This is a genomic window from Salipiger mangrovisoli (genome assembly GCF_015223355.1).
GTDB classification, from domain to species: Bacteria; Pseudomonadota; Alphaproteobacteria; order Rhodobacterales; family Rhodobacteraceae; genus Salipiger; species Salipiger mangrovisoli.
Genome location: NZ_JADFFK010000020.1, coordinates 108,154 through 128,145, shown reverse-complemented (window position 1 = coordinate 128,145; position 19,992 = coordinate 108,154). Strand labels below are relative to the sequence as shown.

Genomic DNA, 19,992 nt, shown 5'->3' with positions numbered 1-19,992 from the left:
ATCTTCCTCGCCTCCGACGCCTCGAACTACGTCTCCGGACAGCTCATCTTCGCCGACGGCGGCATGAGCTCGGTGCTGTGATGCGCGCGGTCGTCCTCCACGCCCCGAAGGACCTGCGCGTCGAGGAGATCGCCGCCGCCCCTGCGCCTGCGGCGGGCGAGGTGCGCGTGGCGGTCAGCCACGGCGGCATCTGCGGCTCGGACCTGCACTACTACCATCACGGCGGCTTCGGCACGGTCCGGGTTCGCGAGCCGATGGCGCTGGGGCACGAGGTCTCGGGCATCGTCACCGAGGTCGGCAGCGGCGTGACCGGGCTGGCCGAGGGCGACCGCGTCGCGGTGAACCCCTCGCGCCCCTGCGGCGCCTGCGAATACTGCCTGCGCGGGCTGGCCAACCATTGCCTCGACATGCGGTTCAACGGCTCGGCCATGCGGGTCCCCCACGAGCAGGGCCTGTTCCGCGCGCAGGTCACCCTGCCCGCCGCGCAGATGGTCAAGCTGTCGGCGGAGGCCGACCTGGCGCTGGCCGCCATGTCCGAGCCGCTGGCGGTCTGCCTGCACGCGGTGCGGCTTGCGGGCAGCCTGACCGGCAAGCGCGTCGTCGTCTCGGGCTGCGGGCCGATCGGCTGCCTGACCATCGCCGCGGCGCGCCACGCCGGGGCCGAGGAGATCATCGCCACCGACCTTTCCGCCACCGCCCTGGGCGCGGCCCGGCTCATGGGGGCCGACCGCACCATCGAGCTGTCGCAGGACCCCGAGGCGCTTGCCTCGCTCGGCGCCGGCAAGGGACAGGTCGACGTGGCCTTCGAATGCTCGGGCGCGCCGCCCGCGGTGATCGCGGCCTGCGCCTTCCTGCGGCCCCGCGGCCTGCTGGTCACCGTCGGCCTCGGCCCCGAGACCAGCCTGCCGATGAGCGCCATCGTGACCCGCGAACTGCAGATCCTCGGCAGCTTCCGCTTTGCCCCGGAGTTCGCCACCGCGGCCCGGATGATCGACGCCGGGCGCATCGATCCGCGGCCTCTGCTCACCAGGGTCCTGCCCGCCGACGCGGCGGTCAGCGCCTTCGAGCTGGCCAGCGACAAGACCCGTGCGATGAAGGTGCAGATCAGCTTCCCAGCGCCTTGACCCGCACGCATCCCATTGCAGCTTCAACAGGAACCCCAAGGGAGGAGCCCAAGATGATCCTGAAGACCACAACCGCCGCGCTGCTTGCCGGCCTCTGCCTCTCCGGTGCCGCCTCGGCGCAGGAGTACAGCTTCCGCTTCCAGTCCTCGGACCCGGCGGGCAACCCCAACTTCATCTTCCAGCAGGGCTGGACCGAGACCGTCACGGAAATGACCGGCGGCAAGGTCAGCATCGAGCTGCTGCCGGTGGGCTCGATCGTCGACTACAAGGAGACCCCGGACGCGATCGCCGCCGGGATCATCGACGGGCATATCACCGACACCTCCTACTTCGCCGGCCGCGACCCGGCCTTCGGGCTGATCGCCAACCCGGTCGGCGCCTGGTCCGATCCCGCCCAGATGATCGACTTCGTCGAGAACGGCGGCGGCAAGGAGCTGATGAACGAGCTGATCAACCCCTACGGGCTGGAGTTCATCGGCGTCTCCACCCCCGGCCTCGAGGCCTTCGTGTCGAAGGTGCCGCTGGAGGGCGTCGCCGACCTGCAGGGCGTCAAGGTGCGCTCGCCCGAGGGGCTGATCGCCAATGTCTTCGCCGCCGCCGGCGCCAACCCGGTGAACCTGCCCGCCTCCGAGGTCTACACCTCGCTCGACAAGGGCGTGATCGACGCCGCCGACTACTCGGTGTTCTCGGTCAACCAGGACACCGGCATGAACGAGATCGCCAAGCACCCGGTCTACCCCGGCTTCCACTCGCTGCCGCTGGTCGAAGTGTCGATGAACAAGGCCAAGTGGGACGCGCTGCCGGCCGAGATCCAGGACCAGCTCAAGGCCTCGGTCAAGGCCTTCCAGCAGACCCAGGTGACCACGCTCAAGGAGCGCGACCTCGAGGCGGTCGGCAAGGCCGAGGCCGAGGGCATCACCATCCACAACTGGTCCGACGAGGAGCGCGCCAAGTTCCGCGCCATCGCCCAGGAGCAATGGGCCGGCGTCGCCGAGGGCTCGCCCATGGCGCAGAAGGTCTATGACACGCTGACCGCCTATCTCAAGGACAAGGGGCTGCTGCAGTAACCCCGGCCGGCCGGCGGCCCCCGGTCGCCGGCCGGACCTGCGACGGATCGAAGGAACCACAGCGCGATGAGCAGACCCCAGACGCCCGAAGCGCAGCACGAGCTGGCCGCCGAGCTGCCCACCCACGAGACGCGGGAGACCCCGATCCCCGAGGCCGGCCTGCTTGGCCGCTGGATCGACCGGCTCGGCCATCTCTTCGCCGTCGGCATCGTCGCCGCCGCGCTCTTCCTGCTGATGGAGGTCTTCCTGCGCTACGCGCTGAACGCGCCGACCATCTGGGCGCATGAGACCGCCACCTTCCTCTGCGGGCTCGCCTTTCTCTACGGCGGCCTGTTCTGCGTCTCGCGCGACCGGCACATCCGCGTCGTGATGCTCTACGACGCCCTGCCCGCCCGCGGCCGCAAGGCGCTCGACCTCTTCATCTCGCTGGCCTCGATGATCGCCAGCGGCTTCTTCGCCTACGCGGCCTGGCTCATGCTGACCAAGGCGGTCTGGTCCCCGGCGGGGGACCTGCGGCTCGAACGCTCCGGCAGCGCCTGGAACCCGCCGCTCCCGGCCTATCTCAAGATCTTCCTTTTTGTGCTGATGCTCGTCATGTGCGCCCAGTTCGCCGTGATCCTCGCGCGGCAGCTCAGAAAGCCCGGAAAGGACAGCTGACATGCATGCCTTGTTCGACCTGGCGGCGCTCGGCATCGGGCCCGCCACCCTGCTGATGTTCGGCCTCATGGTGGTGCTGCTGCTGACCGGCATGCCGCTGGCCTTCGTGACGCTGCTCGTCGCGCTGGTCTTCGCGCTGGGGTTCTTCGGCCCGATGTCGATCACCGTGATCACCAGCCGCATCTACACCTTCGTCAACAGCTTCGTCTTCGTCTCGGTGCCGATGTTCGTGCTGATGGCGGCGATGCTCGACCGCTCGGGCGTGGCCCGCGACCTCTTCGACGCGCTGAAGCTGATCGGCGGGCGGATCCGCGGCGGCGTCGCCGTGCAGACCATCTTCGTGTCGGTGATCCTTGCCGCCATGTCCGGGATCATCGGCGGCGAGATCGTGCTGCTCGGCCTGATCGCCCTGCCGCAGATGCTGCGCCAGGGCTACGACCGCAACCTGGCGATCGGCGTGGTCTGCGCCGGCGGCTCGCTCGGCGCGATGATCCCGCCGTCGATCGTGCTGATCATGTACGGGCTGACCGCCAACGTCTCGATCGGCGATCTCTTCACCGCCTCCTTCCTGCCCGGGCTGCTGCTCGCCTCGCTCTACGTCGGCTACGTGCTGATCCGCTCCTACTTCTCGGAAGGGGTCGCCCCGCCGCCGACCAAGGAGAAGATCCCGGCGGCCGAGAAGCTGCGCCTGCTCAAGGGGCTGATCCTGCCGCTGCTGGTCGTCACCTTCGTGCTGGGCTCGATCTACGCCGGCATCGCCTCGGTCACCGAGGCCTCGGCGGTCGGCGTCGCCGGCGTCGCCCTCTCGGCGATGGTGCGCGGCGAGTTCAGCTGGCGCTTCCTGCGCGACAGCGCGATGCAGACGCTCTCGACCTGCGGCATGATCGTCTGGATCGGCATCGGCGCCACCGCGCTCGTCGGGGTCTACAACCTGATGGGCGGCATCAACTTCGTCGCCGGGCTGATCACCGGCGTGTCGGACAATCCGATCGTGATCGTGCTGCTGATGATGGCGATCCTCTTCGTGCTCGGCGCCTTCCTCGACTGGGTCGGGATCGCGCTGCTGACCATGCCGATCTTCGTGCCCATCGTGAAGAGCCTCGGCCTCGACCCGATCTGGTTCGGCGTGCTGTTCTGCATGAACATGCAGATGAGCTTCCTGTCGCCGCCCTTCGGACCCGCCGCCTTCTACCTCAAGTCGGTCGCCCCGCCCGAGATCTCGCTCGGCGACATCTTCCGCGCGCTGCTGCCGTTCATCGGGCTGCAGGCCTTCGCCCTCGCGATGATGCTCTGCTTCCCGCAGATCGCGGTTTACTGAGGGGCGCCAGCCCTCCACCTTCAACCGAGGTTCGGATGACATGAAGATCGTATTCCACGGCGCCAATGCGCTCACCTTCTTCGACGGCTTCGCCGCGCTCCTGGAGCACCCGCACGAGCTGATCGCGGTCTCCGACACGCTCGACCGCGAGGGCGAGCTCGCGCTCTACCAGGCCGCCGACGTGGTGGTCGGCACCTACAGCCGTGCCGACCACCCGCCAAGCTCGGCGCGGCTCTTCCAGCTGCCGGCGGCGGGCTATGACGGCGTGGACTTCGCGTCGCTTCCGCAGGGCTGCGCGGTCTGCAACTGCTTCGGCCACGAGAACGCCATCGCCGAATACGTCATGGCGGCGCTGCTCTCTCGCCACGTGCCGCTGGCCGAGGCCGACAGCCAGATCCGGCGCGGCGACTGGCACTACTGGGCGGGCGGCCCCTCCGGACTGCGCAGCGAGCTCGGGGCGCAGAGCATCGGCATCGTCGGGCACGGCCATATCGGGCGGACCATCGCCGCCCGCGCCCGCGCCTTCGGCATGGCGGTGCACGTGGCGAACCGCTCGGCGGTCAACGTCCCCGATTACGCCGCGACCTATGGCCTCGAGCGGCTTGCCGAGATGGCATCGCGGGTGGACATCCTGATCAACACCCTGCCGCTGACCGACAGCACGGCCGGGCTGATCGGCGCGCAGGTGCTCGGCGCGCTGGGGCCGCGGGCGATCGTCATGAACGTCGGACGCGGACCGGTGATCGACGAGGAGGCGCTCTACGCGGCGCTCTCCCGCCGGACGATCGGCGGGGCGATCATCGACACCTGGTACGTCTACCCGACGCCGGACCGGCCGAGCCCGATGCCCGGACACCGCCCGTTCCACGAGCTCGAAAACGTCACCCTGACACCGCATATGTCCGGCTGGACCCATGGGACGATCGCGCGCAGGCAGGCCACCATCGCGCGCAACATCCGCAACCTCGAGGCCGGCGAGCCGCTGGAAAACACGGTCCGAGCCTGAGCCCGGCCGCCCGTCATGCCCAGCCCAAAACGCCGCGCGCGCGCCGGCACAGGGGGCCGCCTCTTCTGATCTTCTGGTTGAGCACGATCGAGAGCGCGAAGATGACATCTCCCGACAGAGCCCGTCTTCGATCAACGGCGCAGAAAGGTTCCCGCGTCGGCTCTGGCTCAAAGATGTCTTCTGTGTGAGGCTGCGGTCGTCGCAAGCCTGATCCGTTCTCCAATGGTCCGCTGAGGGCGAACGGGAGCCATCCCACATCCTCCTCGCGAATACATGTTTTTGCGCAGACTTCACCTTCCGTTCGTGGGACCACCGAAACGAGACCATTCATCCGAATGGACATTGAGCCACATCCGAAGGCGCTGGCATTCATCGGAAGAAATCAATCGCCGCGGTCGTGAGAGGCGCTTACCAGCGCCTCGAACAAGATGCGGGCTGCGGGGCTCGCTTCCGACTTTTTCCAATGAACCCCTAGCTCCCAATGCGGGACATCGATCGAGAACGGCAGCTCGAGGAGCGTGCCGGTGCGGATGCCCTGCGCAATGAGCGTTCTGGGCAGCACCGTGACAAGGTCCCGCGCCTGCAAGAGCGAAAGCGTGAGTGAAATGCTTCGGGTCGTAAGGTTCAACGTCTTCACATCCGTCCAGCCGTGACGGGTGGCGAGATACTCGAACCCCCGTCTCGACGCTGTCCGGACGTGATTGGGCAGCCATGTGGCCCGGCCGAGATCCTCCGCGCTCACCACGTCGAGCTGCGCGAGGTGAGAGGTCGTCGAGCACACCGGCACCAACCGATCCTCGACGCAGGAGTGGAAGCTCCAGCCCTCGGGCAGCGTTTCGCGCTTCAGGCAGCACACCATGTCATGTTCGCCGCTCGAAAGACTCGCGTCCAGCGCCTGTCCCGACAGCTCGTCGATCGTGATGTGGATCTCCGGATGCTTGGCGGTGAAGGCGGGAAGGGCCTGGACGATGAAATTCTCGATGGCCGAGGCCGTTGCGGCGACCCGGACGAAACGGGTCGCCCCTAGGATATGGGCCGCCAGCGCCTGCGTGCCGTCCTCGAGCGCGTGCAGCATACGCTCTGCCATTTCGATGAGTTGCAGTGCGACGGGCGTGGGCTCCACCCCGCGTGCGTGCCGGAAGAAGAGCGTTGTCTCGAGCAGTGCCTCGAGATCCGCGACACTCTGCGAAAGCGCGGATTGCGTGACCCCCATGGCCGACGCCGCGCGGCTCATGTTGCGCAGCTCGTTCAGCCGCACCAGGGCATGTAGGTGGCGAAACTTGCCGCGGATCAGCAGCCGATTGAGAAGGGTCGATGCGTCCATGGTCCAGATATTAGCAAAGCTGATAGCTGGGGCAAATATCTTGCTTCTTCTGATGAGGCAATCCTGCTCAAATGTCACAGGTTTCTTCGGGAGGAGATCATGAAAACACATGTAGCACTACGGGCCGCACTGGCCGGTCTCGCGCTTTGCGCAACAGCCGCTTTCGCTCCGGCCCAGGCGGCCGACACCAAGGACGTCACCTGGCCGAAGGGCTCGGTAAGGCTGGTCACGCCGATCAAGCCCGGCGGCGGCACGGATGCCGTTGCCCGTCTGATCGCCGGGGAACTGCAGAAGCAGACCGGAGCCCCCTTCGTGGTGGTCAACCAGCCTGCCGGGGGTGGCGGCGTTGCGGTGAACACCGTTCAGCGTGCCCGTCCGGACGGCCAGACGCTGTTCTTCTTCAACTCGGCGATCATCCACCGCGCGCATACCGGGCTGATCAACGCCTCGCCCTCCGAGGACTTCACCACGCTTGCCTTCATGGCCGTCAAGGCCAGCTATTGCGTCGTGGTGAGCAACGAGGCCGAATTCGACACCTTCGAAAGCCTCGTGGCCGCGTCCAAGGCGGCGCCGGACAGCATCACCTTCGGTGTTCAGCTCAAATCCGGCTCACATTTTGGCGGCGCGTTGATCCAGCGCGAGACACAAAGCGCCTTCCGCTTCGTCCAGGGCGGCGGCGATTCCGACCTCACCGTCGCGATCGAGGGCGGCAACATCGACACCGGGCTGGTGTCCTGCTCCACCGCGGTGCAGCACCGCGATGCGGGCAAGCTGAAGATCCTCGCGACCGTGTCGCGCAACCCGGAGCGGGACGCGCTGGTGCCGGACGTGCCGACGATCCCCGAATTGGGATACCCCGAGGTGGCCTTCAGCCTCGACTTCCTTCTGCTGGGACCGAAGGACATGGACCCCGCCCTGGCAGAGACGATCAACGCGGCCTTCGCCGAGGTGATCGCCGATCCTGCGATCACCGAGCAGCTGACCAAGATGCGCATCCCGATGACCACATTGCCGCTTGAAGAGAGCGCCGCGATGCTTGCCGAGAGCGACGCCACGGTCGGCGCGCTCGCGAAGGATCTCGGCTTCGAATAACCCGAATACAGCTGCGGCGGGTGTCCGGGGGCGCAGGCGCTCCGGGGTCCCGCCGCGCGCAATACGCAAAGACGAAAGCGCCATGGACCAGACACCTCAGAAACGCAAAGACCCGGTTGAATCGCTCCGGCAGGGGTGCGAGCGCCCCTGGGAAGTGGAAGTGGCCCCGTTCCGGGTCGCGCCCCGCACCTATTACGTGGGCAACGCCTGGGTCGGTGCCTACCTGCTCGAGACGAGCGAGGGGCTGATCCTCATCGACTCGACCATGCAGCCGCAGAGCTACCTGCTGTTCGAGGCGATCCGGCGCGCCGGCTTCGATCCCAAGGACATCAAGATTCTGCTGCTGTCGCACATGCATTACGACCACGTCGGCGCCGCGCGTGTCGTCGCCGAATACAGCGGCTGCAAGGTGATGATGAGCCGCGAGGACTATGATTTCCTGAACGACCGGCCCGACATGCTCTTCGACTTCGGCTATGCCTATGGCGGGCTCAGGGTGGACGGGTTCTTCGACGACGCGACGCCCGTGCGCCTCGGGGACCGCGAGGTCACGACCTTGCTGACGCCCGGCCACACGCCCGGAACGACCTCGTTCTTCTTCGACGCGGTCGCGGCGGATGGCGCGCGCTACCGCTGCGGCCTGCATGGCGGTGTCGGGCTCAACACCATGTCGACCGAGTTCCTGAAAACGCACAACCTTCCGATGTCGCTGCAGCAGGACTACCTTGCCAGCCTGCGCCGTTTGCGCGAGATCGAAGTGGACATCGCGCTGGGATCGCACCCGATCCACGTGCGGATGTTCGACCGCGTGCCGATGATCACCGAAGCGTTCAACCCCTTCGTCGCGCCCGAGGTCTGGCCCGAGTTCATCGACTCGATGATCGAAAACGCCGAACGGCTGTTCCGGCAGTGATGCGGAGACCCACCTTGGCACGAGACAGATTTCTGGGCGTCCTCCTGCTCGCGATCAGCGTCGCGCTCTATGTGGTCACGAGCCGGATCGACTACACGCCGATGACCGACGATCCGGGTCCGACGCTCTTCCCCTATTTCGGTATAGCCTTGCTGGGGATTTGCAGCATCGGCATGCTGCTCAGGCCCGGCGCGCCCGAGCTCGAGCCCGCCTGGGGGCGGACGCAATGGCTCCGGCTCGGCAAGGGTTTCCTGCCGGTCGTCGCCTACGGGCTGTTGCTCTGGCTCATCGGGTTCGACCTTGCGACGCCGCTGATCCTCGTCGCGATGTACTGGCAGATGTCGAAACCGGGGCAGTTCCGCATCCTTGGGGCGGCGGTCTATGCGGCGGTCACCTTCGGACTGCTCTACGTCTTTTTCCACAACGCGCTCGGGTCCTACCTGCCCGAGGGCATCCTGTCCTAGGGAGAGCGGACCATGGACATGCTGTTCTCGGTCTTCGGCGAGCTTCTGACCCCCACGACCCTTGTCGTCATCCTGATTGCCAACATGGTCGGGATCGTCTTCGGCGCCATTCCCGGCCTCTCGGGCGGGATCGGCGTGGCGCTGCTGCTGCCGATGACCTTCGGCCTGAGCCCGGTGCTCGCCTTCGCGATGCTGATCTCGGTCTGGGTCGGCGGCCAGTCGGGCGCCATGATCGGCTCGATCCTTCTGGGGATCCCGGGCTCGCCCTCGGCGGTCGCGACCACCTTTGACGGCTTCCCGATGACCCAGCGGGGCGAGGCCGTGCGGGCGCTCGGCGCCGCCATCTCCGCCTCGTTCATCGGAACATTCTTCTCGATCCTCATCGCGGCGGTGCTGAGTGACTGGCTCGCTGACTTCGCCGTCCAGTTGGGACCGTGGGAATATTTCGCGCTCGGGATGTGCGCCATCTCGCTCGTGTCCTCCCTGTCGTCGGGTGGCGTGCTGCACGGCTTCGCCGCCGCCGCGCTCGGCCTGCTTGCCAGCACCGTCGGTTTCGCGCCGATCGACGGCTCGGAGCGCTTTACCTTCGGTTCGATCTACATGGGGTCCGGTTTCGACCTGATCGCACTGATGCTGGGCCTTTTCGCCATCAAGCAGATCGTGACGGAATTCGCGCGCGGCCTGCCGACGTTCGATCAGGCCAAGATCGGCGCGATCAAGGGTCTGGGGGTGAGCTTTGCCGAATACCGCGCCAATGGCGTCAACATCCTGCGGTCCTTCATGATCGGGCTTTGGATCGGCTTCCTGCCGGGCATGGGCGCCGCCCTGTCGAACCTCGTTGCCTACGCGCAGGCCAAAAACAGCTCGAAGCACCCCGAGAAATTCGGCACCGGCTGTATCGACGGCGTCTTCGCCTCGGAGACGGCCAACAACGCCTCGATCGGCGGATCGCTGATCCCGATGATCTCGCTCGGCATTCCCGGGGACGGCACGACCGCGCTGCTGCTCGGCGGGCTGATGATCCACGGCCTCCAGCCCGGACCGCTGCTCTTCAGCTCCAATCCCGAGATCGTGCTGACCATCTTCATGACCGCGCTGATCTCGGCGGTGCTGGTTCTGGCGCTTCAGTTCGGCGGCATCCGGCTCTTCCCCTACATCCTGCGCGTTCCGCACCGGGTGATGTACCCCGCCATCGTGGTGCTCTGCTTCACCGGCACATTTGTCTACGCGGGAACCGAGTTCAACTTCCTGTTCCTCGTCGGCTTCGCCCTGCTGGGGATCCTGATGGACTGGTTCCGCTTGCCGATCAGCCCTTTCCCTCTGGCCTTCATCCTCGGACCGATGCTGGAGCTCAACCTCAGGAACTCGCTGACCTACGACGAGAACGGCCTGATGATGTTCGTCACCCGTCCGGTGGCGGCAGGGCTGCTCCTGATCGCGCTCTGCAGCATCCTCTGGCCATTTTTCAAACCTCGGAGGGCTGGGACTGCTGGTGTCCCGGCGCGAGGGGCAGAGTGAAAAACCTTGTTCCATCCGAGACCTCGTGTGCTCGGGTGGAACACCTCTCTTCACACCGTCATCGATCCCGCATGCGGCCCGGACAGCCCTTAGACGTCACCGTGACAATGCCCCTCAGGTTCGCAGCCTGGCACCCGATTGCTTCGGTGGTGAAGCGCATCAGGGGGTCGAGCGGCGCAGGATCAGGTCGGGTTGCAGCACCTGCCGCAGCGGCGCGGCAAGGGGCGTGCCCTCCAACAGGCCAAGCACCATATCGGCGGTGCGGCTCCCGATCAGGCCCGCGTGCACGTCGATCGTGGTGAGCGGGGGCTCGCAGATGCGGCCGATCTCGTAGTTGCCGAAGCCCGCGATCGCCAGATCCTCGGGCACCTTCACGCCAAGGCGGTGGCACTGCGCCAGCGCGCCGAAGGCTACGAGGTCGGACACGCAGATCAGCCCATCGGTGTCGGGGAACAGGGTGCGCATCAGCTCGAGACCGGAGGCGCCCTCGGTCATGCCGACCGGCGCCGCGCCGGCGGGCACCAGCCGCGTCGCCTCCAGACCATGCCCGGCCATCGCCTCGACAAACCCCGCGCGCCGTTGCGCACCGCGAGGATCATGCGCGGTCTCGCCCCCGAGGAAGGCCAGCCGGCGCCGCCCCGATTTGACCATGTGATCGACCAGACCCCGGACAGAGGCCTCGTTGGAGAAGCCGACGACATGGCCGATGGGCTTCGCGGGCAGGTCCCAGATCTCGATGACGGGCATCGGCGCTTTGGACAGCAGCGCCCGCGTCTTGGCCGTGTGCTGCGCCCCGGTGAGCACGATCGCCTCGGGATTGCGGCGCAGCAGCTGCGCGATCAGCCGCTCCTCCTCCTCGGGGTCGTACTCGGTGTTGGCAAGAAGGATCTGGATGTTCCGCTTGAGCAGGCCCCTGGAGAGCTCGCGCACCGTGGCCGAGAAGTTGGCATTCTCGATCGAGGGCACGGTGACGGCAACGAAGCCCGTCCGGTTCTGTCGCAGGTTGGAGGCGGTGGAGTCGAAGACATAGCCCAGTTCCTCGGCCTTCGACAGGATGCGAGCGCGGGTCTGAGCATTGATCCCCGCGTCCCCCCGAAAGGCACGCGACACGGTCATCGCCGAGACGCCGAGCGCGGACGCGATGTCCGACATCTTGACCTTGCCGCCCTGCGCCGCCTTCTTCATCGCCGATCTCCCTGCTGGAGCAAACACCTACCCCGCTCAGGCCGCCCGGGCAACAGAGCCGCCGCGCCCCGCGAGCCGCGTCAGCACCTGCGCCGCCAGAGCCTGCGACGTGTTCTCGATGCTGACCGTCAGGGCGGCCTCGGCAGGTGCCGGGACTTCGAGCGTGGCGAGCCGGCTGTCGAGCAGCGCGCGCGGCATGAAATGCCCCCGCCGCGCCCCGAGCCGCTGCCTCAGCGCGGCGCGCGTGCCGCGCAGGTAGACGAAGACCGGCTGGGCGGGCGCCGCATGGACCCGGATCATGTCGCGATACCGACCGGTCAGGGCCGAGCAGCCAAGGATCAGCCCCTCCTCCGCCGCGGCGAGCCCGAAGGCGCGCGACAGCTCGGCACCGACCGTTGACTTGCCGCAGCCGCAGACCCCCATCAGCACGATATGGCGATGCTCAAAGAGAGACACTGATCGCTCCATCGACAAAGAGGATGTGCCCGTTCACGAAGCTCGAGGCGCCCGAAGACAGGAACACGCAGGCGCCGACCAGTTCCTCGACCTTGCCCCAGCGCCCTGCGGGCGTGCGTTTTTTCAGCCAGGCCGTGAACTCGGGATCGGCGACGAGGGCGGCATTGAGCGGCGTCTCGAAATAGCCCGGCGCGATGGCGTTGCAGGTCAGCCCGTGCTGCGCCCAGTCCGTCGCCATGCCCTTGGTCAGGTTCGCCACCGCGCCCTTGGTCGCGGTGTAGGGCGCGATGCCGGGCCGCGCCAGCGCGGTCTGCACCGAGCAGATGTTGACGATCTTGCCCCTGCCCCGTCCGATCATGTGACGCGCCACCGCCTGCCCGACGTTGAAGACCGACGCGATGTTGGTCTGCAGCAGCGCCTCGAAGCGCTCGGCCGGGAAATCCTCGAGCGGGCTGCGATGCTGCATGCCCGCGTTGTTCACCAGGATGTCGATCGGCCCCTGCCCAAGCTCGAACCCGTCGATCGCGCGGCGCGCGGCCGCGTGGTCGGTGACGTCGAAACACAGCGCCTGGACGTCGGCCTCGGGACAGGTGTGCAGGATGTCCTGCCGCGCGCGCCCGATTTTCGCCGCGTCGCGCCCGTTCAGCACGATCGATGCCCCGGCCTTGGCCAGTCCGAGCGCCAGGGCAAAGCCGATGCCCTGCGAGGAGCCGGTGACCAGGGCCCTGCGGCCGGTCAGTCCGAAGGTTGTCTGCAGGAAGTCGTTCCGGGGGGTCTCTCTTTCGGGGGTCACGGGGCCATCCTCATTTGGGTGTCGACAAGCTCGACTCGGCTCAATATGTTATCGATAACTATTTTCCGTCAACCCGAAGATTCGCCGAATTCGAGGCCCGACGGGCCTGATCGAGGAGAAGACCGCATGCCCAAACCCGTGGTCCTGCAGATGGGTGCCTACCCGTCCTGGGACGAGACCCCGCTGAACGAGGCCTATGACCTGCGCCGCTATTTCGAGGCCGCGGACAAGGCAGCTTTCCTTGCCGAGCACGGCCCCTCGATCCGCGCCATCGCGACCCGCGGCGAGCTTGGCGCCTCGCGCGAGATCATCGCCGCCTGCCCGCAGCTCGAGGTCATCTCGGTCTACGGCGTCGGCTATGACGCCGTGGATCTGGGCACCTGCCGGGAGCGCGGCATCCGCGTCACCAACACCCCCGACGTGCTGTCCGGAGACGTCGCGGACTTCGCCGTGACCATGATGCTCGCGCAGTCGCGCGGCGTGGTGGCGGGCGATGCCTGGGTCCGGGATGGCAGCTGGGCCGCGCAGGGCGGCATGCCGCTGCAGCGCCGTGCCTTCGGCCGCCGCGCCGGCATTCTAGGCCTGGGCCGCATCGGCTTCGAGATCGCCAGGCGCCTCACCGGGTTCGGCATGCAGATCGCCTATTCCGACGTCGCCCCCAAGGACTACGCGGCGGATTGGAGCTTCGTGAAGGACGCCGAGGCGCTGGCCGCACAGAGCGATTTTCTCTTCGTCGCCGCCGCCGCGTCGCAGGAAACCCGGCACATTGTCGATGCACCCGTGCTGAAGGCGCTGGGGCCGGACGGCATGCTGATCAACGTCTCACGGGCTTCGAACGTCGACGAGGAGGCGCTGATCGCGGCGCTGGCGGACGGCACGCTCGGCGCCGCGGCGCTTGACGTGTTCGAGGGGGAGCCGGCGCTTGATCCGCGCTTCCGCGAGGTGCCCAACATCCTGCTGCAGCCGCACCAGGCCTCGGGCACCGTCGAGACCCGCAAGGCCATGGGCGAGCTGGTCCGCGCCAACCTCGCCGCCCATTTCGCGGGCACCCCCCTCGTCACCCCTGTCATCTGAGGCATCCCCATGAAAGCGCTTGTCATTCACGCCCCGAAGGACCTCCGCCTCGAGGCTTACACTGCCGCGGAAGGCCCCGACCTGAAACCCGGAGAGGTGCGCCTCCGTATCGCCGCAGGCGGCGTCTGCGGGTCGGACCTGCACTACTATTACCACGGTGGTTTCGGCACCGTGCGCCTGCGCGAGCCGATGGTGCTGGGTCACGAGGTCTCGGGCCATGTGTCCGAAATTGGCGCCGGCGTCACCGGGCTGGCCGTCGGTGATCTCGTCGCGGTCTTGCCCTCGCGCCCCTGCGGAAGCTGCGGCTACTGCCATGAGGGTCTGCCCAACCACTGCGAGAACATGCGCTTCTACGGCTCGGCCATGCCCTTCCCGCACATCCAGGGCGCCTTCCGCGAGGAGTTGATCGTCACCGCCGCGCAATGCGCCGTCGCCAACGGCCTCACGCCGGGCGAGGCCGCGCTGGCCGAGCCGCTGGCCGTCACGCTGCACGCCGTCCGCCGCGCCGGACCACTGCTCGGCAAGCGCGTGCTGGTGACCGGCTGCGGCCCGATCGGCCTGCTCGCCATCGCCTCGGCACGGCTCGCCGGGGCCGCCGAGATCGTCGCCACCGACCTGTCGGACTTCACGCTGGAGATGGCGCGAAGGATGGGCGCGGAGGTGACGATCAACACCGGCAGCGACGCCGGGTCCCTTGCCCGCTACGGGGCGGGCAAGGGCCACTTCCACGCGCTGTTCGAATGCACCGGCGTCGCGCCCGCCCTCTTGCCTGCGCTCGACACGATGCGCCCGCGCGGCGTGGTCGTGCAGCTCGGCCTCGGCGGCGACATTCCCCTGCCGGTGACCAAGATCGCTGCCAAGGAGCTCGACCTGCGCGGCTCGTTCCGCTTCCACGAGGAATTCGCGAATGGCGTGCTGGCGATGCGCCAGGGACGGCTCGACCTGCGCCCGCTGATCACCCACGAGTTCGCCCTCGAGGAGGCCGAGCAGGCCTTCCTCACCGCCTCGGACCGCAGCCGCGCCATCAAGGCGCAAATCCGGTTCTCGTGACCATCTTTAGTTATCGATATCTATATCGATGCCCGAGCAGACCCGAAGTGAGATCGCCGTGACCCAGACCTCCGACATCGGGCTCATCGGGCTTGGCACGATGGGCGCTGGCCGAGCGGCTGGTGCCGACCGAAGATCTCGCCGCCTTCGTCCGTTCGCTGCAGCGGCCGCGGACGATCATCCTCATGGTGCCCGCCGGTCCGGTGGTGGACCAGCAGAGAGAGGCGCTGCGCGGTCTGCTGGAGCCTAGGGATCTCATCGTCGATGCCGGCAATGCCAATTGCGCCGACACCAACCCGCGGGCCGAGGAGGCTGCAACGGCGCCCCATGACTTTATCGGGATCGGCGTCTCGGGGGGCGAGCAGGGCGCGCGGCACGGGCCGTCGATCATGGTGGGCGGCGACCGCGGCGGCTGGCTGCGCCTGGCGCCGCTGCTGCAGGCGATCGCGGCCAAGCACAAGGGCACCCCCTGCGCCGCCTCCACGGGACCGGCCGGCGCGGGCCATTTCGTCAAGATGGTCCACAACGGAGTCGAATACGCCGACATGCAGATGATCGCCGAGACCTAAAGCCTGAAGGGCCGCAGCCTCGGGCTCGACAAGGCCGGGCAGAAGGGCACCGGGCGCAGGACCGTGACGGCGGCGATCGGTGCGGGCATCGCGGTTCCCGCCCTTTCAGCAGGGCTCGCTTTGGTTCGACAGCCTGCGCACGCGCCGGAGTCCCGCCAACATGATCCGGGCGCAGCGCGATGTCTTCGGCGCGCATGGCATCGAGCGGCGCGACGGTCGCGACGCGCCGCATGAACCTTGGTTTGTAACGTCGGCCTGATACCAACCTGACGCCCCATCGGGGCGCAGCGCTGCTGGCGACGCTCTGCCTGCAGGATCTTTGCGATCTTTGGCAGCGCCGCCATCCGAGCCAGCGCAACCACCCGATGGCCGGACACCAGCGCTGCATCCTCGAGTGCATCCGCCCGGAGATGCGCCAGAACTTCTTCGAGGACCAAGACAAGAAAGCCTCATCGCACGAAGAGCGCACGCTGATCTACCAGCGCACCAGGAACATCGACCGCGCCCGGCCCTTCGGTACGCGCGAGTCGGTCGACTTCGAGCTCTGCCTCGGGCAGAGGCGCGAGCTCGTGCGCCCTGTGAAGGCGATAGTGGCCACCGGCATCACCCCCGACTTCATCGTCATCGGCGGCAAGGAGGGCAGCACGGGCGCGGCACCGCTGGAAGTCGCCAACTCCTTGGGCATGCCGCTGATCGAGGGGCTGGCCTTCGTGCACAACGCGCTGCGGGATGCCGGGCTGCGCGACCGCATCCGCCTTGGCGCCAGCGGCAAGGCGATGGCGCTTGGCGCCGACTGGGGAAAATTCCGTGCGCGGCTTCATGTTCGCTCTGGGGTGCATCCAATCGCAGTCCTGCCACACCAACCGCTGACCGAGATCCCCGGCGCCGCGGAGCTCGACCATCCCGGAGAAGTCCGCCCGCACCACCTGAGACTGCGCGAGAAGAACCGCAACGTGATCGTCGGCAACCAGAGCTAACCCGAGCTGCCGGTCGGCCTCCTGCTCGAGGGGCGGGACGAGGGCGCGGGCGCCCCCGCGCGTTTCAGGCCGACCGATGACGGGCTCTGAGCGCGCCTTCGCTGCCTCGAGCGGACAGGACAATGCCGCCGCCAAGGGAGCTTGGCGGCGGCACATGGCAATCTGGCGAAACCGTCAGAAGGAGGCTGCCATGGCGCTCGGCTGCCCCTGGCGGATGAGCGAATTCATCCGCGCCAGCCCTGCCTTCAGGAAGGGATCGGAATGGATGTAGAGGAATTGCCCGCCCTTCTCCGTCCAGTGGCCGATGTCGGCCTCGCGCACCAGCGTGCCGGTGGCCCGACCGGCGCCGCGGACCTTGCCGAAGACATGCTCGATCGCCTCGACGACCTCGGGCGGGCGCATCTCGGTGGCCGGAAGCGCCGGCGAGTAGCCCATGTTCTGCGACAGGTCCGACGGGCCGACGAAGAACACGTCCACGCCCTCGACCTTCAGCATCTCGTCGAGATTGGCGATCGCCTCGGGCGTTTCGATCATGCAGATCACCAGCCGGTCCTCGTAGGAGCCCGGCAGCGCGTAGCGCACGGCATCGACGACCGCCGCGCATTGCTCGGCAGTGTCGACCATCGGCACCATCAGCCCGTCGGCGCCCGCGTTGAGGTAGCGGATCATCCCCGAGCGGTCATGCGACTGCGGCCGGACGATCCCTGCCCCGCCGACGGACCGCGCCGCCTGCGCGTGGCTGCGGATGTCCTCGTGACTCCACATGCCGTGCTCGCAATCGAGGAAGACGGAATCGGCCCCATGCTCGATCAGCCGCTGCACCAGCCCGGACGAGACGTGGTGGGTGTTGAGCATGGTGATGACCTCGCCCGCACGCAGGCGGGAGCGGAGCTTGGCGCCGTTCATTGCTTTGCCTCCCTGCGCTGCGCGGGCAGGTCCGGAAGATCGTCCGGGGCACCCTGCCAACGGGCGATCTCGAGGTCCTCGCTGATGTCGCGCTGGAAGGTCGGACAGATGTGCAGTTCGGGCACCGTGGCGCGTGCCGGGAGCGACACGCACATCATGACCGCGGCGGCGACGTCCTCGGGGGCCAGCATGCGGGCGCGCTCGCTTTCGCTCGGCGGGCGGGCGCGGTTGTCGAGGATCGGCGTCGCCGCCTCGCCGGGCAGGATGCAGATCGAGCGGATGCCCTGGTGGCGATAGGTGTTGTGCAGGAAGCCCATGAAATTGCGCACCCCGGCCTTGGCCGCGCCATAGGCCGCCCCGCCCAGCAGGTTCGGGTTCACCGCCGCCAGCGACGACACCGTGAGGATCGTGCCCTCGCCCTGCGCCAGCATCCCCGGCAGCACCGCCTGCGAGAAGTTGAACACCGCCGTGAGGTTCACCTGCACGGTCGAGTCGAACTCTTCCTCGGAGAGCCAGCGCGCGTTCAGCACCTTGCTGGCGCTGCCGGCGTTGTTCACCAGGATGTCGATGCAGCCATCGTCGCCGGTCAACCGCTCGGCCAGCGCGAAGATCGCGCTTCGGTCGGTGATGTCGAGCGGCGCGGCCTCGGCGGTGCCCCCCTGCGCGACGATCTCGGCCGCCAGTTGTTCCAGCGGCGCGGCGCGGCGTCCGCAGAGCACGACCCGCGCCCCGGCTTCGGCCAGCGACAGGGCGATCTCGCGCCCCATGCCCGACCCGGCCCCGGTGACGACGGCCAATTTGCCGTTCAGTGCTTCGCTCATGCCTCTTCTCCTTCTTCGTAGCCGTAGGTTTCCGCGGCTGCCGCCGCGGTGACAAGCCCAAGCCGCAGATCCTCGCGCAGCAGGTCCACGGGGCGCGCCTCTGCCGCCCCCCAGCCGCCGCCGCCCGGCGTCTCGAGGGTGAGCCGGTCCCCCTTCTCGAGCGTGACCTTGCCCTTGGGCTGGTGCGGCGCGCCGTTCTTCAGCACCACGCCCTTGCGGCCAGACTGCCCGCCAACCACGCCAAAACAGGGCGTGCGGGTGCGCTCCGACGCGAGGTAGATCGACATCGGGCTGTCGCCGAGGTTCTCGAGGATCGCGCGCTGGCCGAGCCCGCCACGATACTTGCCGGCGCCGCCGCTGTCAGGGATCAGCTCCTTGCAATGGGTCAGCACCGGCACCACCAGTTCGAACATCTCGACCGCGGTGACCTTGCAGTTCGAGGGGAAGGACAGCGTGTCGAGCCCGTCGCTGTCCGAGCGCCCGCCCTGCCCGCCGTGGAAGTTCTGCACCGAGCCGTACTGGCTGCCGTCGGCGCGCTGCCCGACGCAGTTCGCCGCCCAGATCGGTGCGCCGCCGCTGTCGCCGATGACGCCTTCGGGAGCCACCTCCTCGAGCGCCTTGAAGATCAGCGAGGGGATCGCGTGGCCGATGAGGTTGCGCGAATTGCCCGCCGTCCAGGGCTGCGGGTTCAGGATCGAGCCCATCGGCGCCTCGTCGGTGAAGGGCGCGATACAGCCCTCGTTGTTCGGCGTTTCGGGGTCGAGCAGGCACTTCAGCGCATAGGCGGTGTGGGCGTAGCGGTAGTTGGTGCGGCAGTTGATCGAGTTCAGCACCTGCGCCGAGGAGCCGGTGTAGTCTACGTGGATGCGGTCGTCCTCGACCGTCACCGCGGCCTTCAGCACCACGTCCGGGGAGTAGCCGTCGAGCGTCAGCTCCGAGCGGTAGGTGCCGTTTGGCCAATTGCGGATGGCGGCGCGGGTCTGCCGCTCGGACAGGCCCTGGATCACGTCGGCCAGCGTGTCGACCTCGTCGAGCCCGTACTCGTCGAGGAAGCGCAGCAGCTCGCGGCCCATGACGTTGTTCGCCGCCACCATCGAGTCGAGATCGCCCTGCACCTCGGTGGGCAGGCGCACCGAGGCGGCGATCATTGCCAGCACGTCGCGGTTCGGCTCGCCCTTCTTCAACAGCTTGACGATCGGAAAGCGCACGCCCTCCTCGAAGATGTCCACCGCCTCGGAGTGCAGCGGGCGGCCGCCGATGTCGGGGAGGTGCGCGATCGAGCCGGCATAGGCGATGATCTTGCCGTTCTTCCAGATCGGCGTGATCATCGTCACGTCGGGAAGGTGGCCGGTGCCGATCTCGGGGTCATTGGTCGCCAGGACGTCGCCCTCTTCGAGCATGTCCGGGGTGAAGGTCGGCAGGAAGTGCTTCTGCGCCGCCGCCGGCAGCGACGAGATGAAGACCGGGATCGACCAGGTGCATTGCGCCAGCGCCCGGCCCCGGCTGTCGAGCAGCACGGTGACATAGTCGTGGTTCTCGCGCACGATCGGCGAGAAGGCGGTGCGCCCCAGCACGGTGTCGGCCTGGTCGGCGATGAAGATCAGCCGGTTCCACATGACCTGCAGGGTGATCGGATCGGTCAGGTCGGCCTTGAGAGTTTCCATTTTGCCCATGTCGA

21 protein-coding genes are annotated in these 19,992 nt (G+C 67.7%); 14 read left to right on the top strand and 7 right to left on the bottom strand.

Translation table 11 applies throughout. From position 1 onward, the window contains the following. Window positions 1–80 precede the first annotated feature (80 nt). From IQ782_RS22595 to IQ782_RS22575, 5 genes are all read left to right on the top strand, one after another. Window positions 81–1,124, top strand: a complete 1,044-nt coding sequence (locus IQ782_RS22595; protein ID WP_194136933.1) for an L-idonate 5-dehydrogenase — start codon at window positions 81–83, stop codon at window positions 1,122–1,124. Window positions 1,125–1,177: 53 nt separating this feature from the next. Continuing rightward, entirely contained in the window at window positions 1,178–2,191 is a 1,014-nt protein-coding gene (locus IQ782_RS22590; RefSeq protein WP_194136932.1) for a TRAP transporter substrate-binding protein, read from the top strand. Between the two features lie 66 nt (window positions 2,192–2,257). After that, window positions 2,258–2,848: a TRAP transporter small permease subunit gene (locus IQ782_RS22585; protein ID WP_194136931.1), complete on the top strand. Its 591-nt coding sequence runs from the start codon at window positions 2,258–2,260 to the stop codon at window positions 2,846–2,848. Window position 2,849: 1 nt separating this feature from the next. Continuing rightward, window positions 2,850–4,166 carry a TRAP transporter large permease gene (locus tag IQ782_RS22580; protein ID WP_194136930.1) on the top strand — a complete coding sequence of 439 codons (1,317 nt, stop codon included), beginning with the start codon at window positions 2,850–2,852 and terminating at the stop codon, window positions 4,164–4,166. A 40-nt stretch (window positions 4,167–4,206) separates the two neighbouring features. Continuing rightward, a complete protein-coding gene (locus tag IQ782_RS22575) occupies window positions 4,207–5,172 on the top strand; it encodes a 2-hydroxyacid dehydrogenase (protein WP_194136929.1) in 966 nt (321 codons plus the stop codon). A 382-nt stretch (window positions 5,173–5,554) separates the two neighbouring features. Here the strand turns inward: IQ782_RS22575 and IQ782_RS22570 are convergent, their stop codons facing one another. Then, window positions 5,555–6,496, bottom strand: a complete 942-nt coding sequence (locus tag IQ782_RS22570; RefSeq protein ID WP_194136928.1) for a LysR family transcriptional regulator — start codon at window positions 6,494–6,496, stop codon at window positions 5,555–5,557. Between the two features lie 99 nt (window positions 6,497–6,595). On the opposite strand from IQ782_RS22570, the gene IQ782_RS22565 reads away from it, so the two are divergent. The 4 genes from IQ782_RS22565 to IQ782_RS22550 all read left to right on the top strand — a co-directional run bounded on the left by IQ782_RS22565 (window position 6,596) and on the right by IQ782_RS22550 (window position 10,483). Further along, the gene (locus IQ782_RS22565; protein ID WP_194136927.1) at window positions 6,596–7,588 is read left to right on the top strand and encodes a tripartite tricarboxylate transporter substrate binding protein; all 993 of its coding nucleotides are present in this window, start codon (window positions 6,596–6,598) and stop codon (window positions 7,586–7,588) included. Window positions 7,589–7,670: 82 nt separating this feature from the next. Continuing rightward, window positions 7,671–8,501, top strand: coding sequence for an MBL fold metallo-hydrolase (locus IQ782_RS22560; protein WP_194136926.1), 831 nt, complete (start codon window positions 7,671–7,673; stop codon window positions 8,499–8,501). A gap of 14 nt (window positions 8,502–8,515) precedes the next feature. Next, entirely contained in the window at window positions 8,516–8,965 is a 450-nt protein-coding gene (locus IQ782_RS22555; protein WP_194136925.1) for a tripartite tricarboxylate transporter TctB family protein, read from the top strand. Between the two features lie 12 nt (window positions 8,966–8,977). Continuing rightward, the gene (locus IQ782_RS22550) at window positions 8,978–10,483 is read left to right on the top strand and encodes a tripartite tricarboxylate transporter permease (RefSeq protein ID WP_240989489.1); all 1,506 of its coding nucleotides are present in this window, start codon (window positions 8,978–8,980) and stop codon (window positions 10,481–10,483) included. A 159-nt stretch (window positions 10,484–10,642) separates the two neighbouring features. Here IQ782_RS22550 and IQ782_RS22545 read toward each other — a convergent pair whose 3' ends face one another. From IQ782_RS22545 to IQ782_RS22535, 3 genes are read right to left on the bottom strand one after another with little or no spacing between them, the layout of a single operon-like run. Continuing rightward, the gene (locus IQ782_RS22545) at window positions 10,643–11,668 is read right to left on the bottom strand and encodes a LacI family DNA-binding transcriptional regulator (protein WP_240989488.1); all 1,026 of its coding nucleotides are present in this window, start codon (window positions 11,666–11,668) and stop codon (window positions 10,643–10,645) included. A gap of 36 nt (window positions 11,669–11,704) precedes the next feature. Beyond that, window positions 11,705–12,124 (bottom strand): gluconokinase, encoded by a 420-nt coding sequence (locus IQ782_RS22540; RefSeq protein WP_338092629.1) that lies wholly within the window; start codon window positions 12,122–12,124, stop codon window positions 11,705–11,707. Then, window positions 12,111–12,917: an SDR family oxidoreductase gene (locus tag IQ782_RS22535; RefSeq protein ID WP_338092628.1), complete on the bottom strand. Its 807-nt coding sequence runs from the start codon at window positions 12,915–12,917 to the stop codon at window positions 12,111–12,113. Before IQ782_RS22535 ends, IQ782_RS22540 begins: the two co-directional genes overlap by 14 nt. Window positions 12,918–13,043: 126 nt before the next feature. Here IQ782_RS22535 and IQ782_RS22530 point away from each other — a divergent pair, with 126 nt between their 5' ends. From IQ782_RS22530 to IQ782_RS22510, 5 genes are all read left to right on the top strand, one after another. Continuing rightward, on the top strand, window positions 13,044–13,991 hold the full coding sequence (locus IQ782_RS22530; protein WP_194136923.1) for a 2-hydroxyacid dehydrogenase: 948 nt from the start codon (window positions 13,044–13,046) through the stop codon (window positions 13,989–13,991). A 9-nt stretch (window positions 13,992–14,000) separates the two neighbouring features. Further along, entirely contained in the window at window positions 14,001–15,041 is a 1,041-nt protein-coding gene (locus tag IQ782_RS22525) for an L-idonate 5-dehydrogenase (protein ID WP_194136922.1), read from the top strand. Between the two features lie 92 nt (window positions 15,042–15,133). Then, window positions 15,134–15,610: an NAD(P)-binding domain-containing protein gene (locus tag IQ782_RS22520; RefSeq protein ID WP_240989487.1), complete on the top strand. Its 477-nt coding sequence runs from the start codon at window positions 15,134–15,136 to the stop codon at window positions 15,608–15,610. A gap of 79 nt (window positions 15,611–15,689) precedes the next feature. Then, window positions 15,690–15,869 carry a hypothetical protein gene (locus IQ782_RS29930; protein ID WP_338092627.1) on the top strand — a complete coding sequence of 60 codons (180 nt, stop codon included), beginning with the start codon at window positions 15,690–15,692 and terminating at the stop codon, window positions 15,867–15,869. A 106-nt stretch (window positions 15,870–15,975) separates the two neighbouring features. Continuing rightward, window positions 15,976–16,587, top strand: a complete 612-nt coding sequence (locus IQ782_RS22510; RefSeq protein WP_240989486.1) for a glutamate synthase-related protein — start codon at window positions 15,976–15,978, stop codon at window positions 16,585–16,587. Between the two features lie 174 nt (window positions 16,588–16,761). Here IQ782_RS22510 and IQ782_RS22505 read toward each other — a convergent pair whose 3' ends face one another. From IQ782_RS22505 to IQ782_RS22495, 3 genes are read right to left on the bottom strand one after another with little or no spacing between them, the layout of a single operon-like run. Continuing rightward, window positions 16,762–17,493 carry an HpcH/HpaI aldolase family protein gene (locus IQ782_RS22505; protein WP_194136921.1) on the bottom strand — a complete coding sequence of 244 codons (732 nt, stop codon included), beginning with the start codon at window positions 17,491–17,493 and terminating at the stop codon, window positions 16,762–16,764. Then, entirely contained in the window at window positions 17,490–18,314 is an 825-nt protein-coding gene (locus IQ782_RS22500) for an SDR family oxidoreductase (RefSeq protein WP_194136920.1), read from the bottom strand. Before IQ782_RS22500 ends, IQ782_RS22505 begins: the two co-directional genes overlap by 4 nt. Further along, complete coding sequence (locus IQ782_RS22495) at window positions 18,311–19,987, bottom strand: hydantoinase B/oxoprolinase family protein (RefSeq protein ID WP_240989485.1); 1,677 nt, start codon at window positions 19,985–19,987, stop codon at window positions 18,311–18,313. Before IQ782_RS22495 ends, IQ782_RS22500 begins: the two co-directional genes overlap by 4 nt. Between the last annotated feature and the right edge of the window lie 5 nt (window positions 19,988–19,992).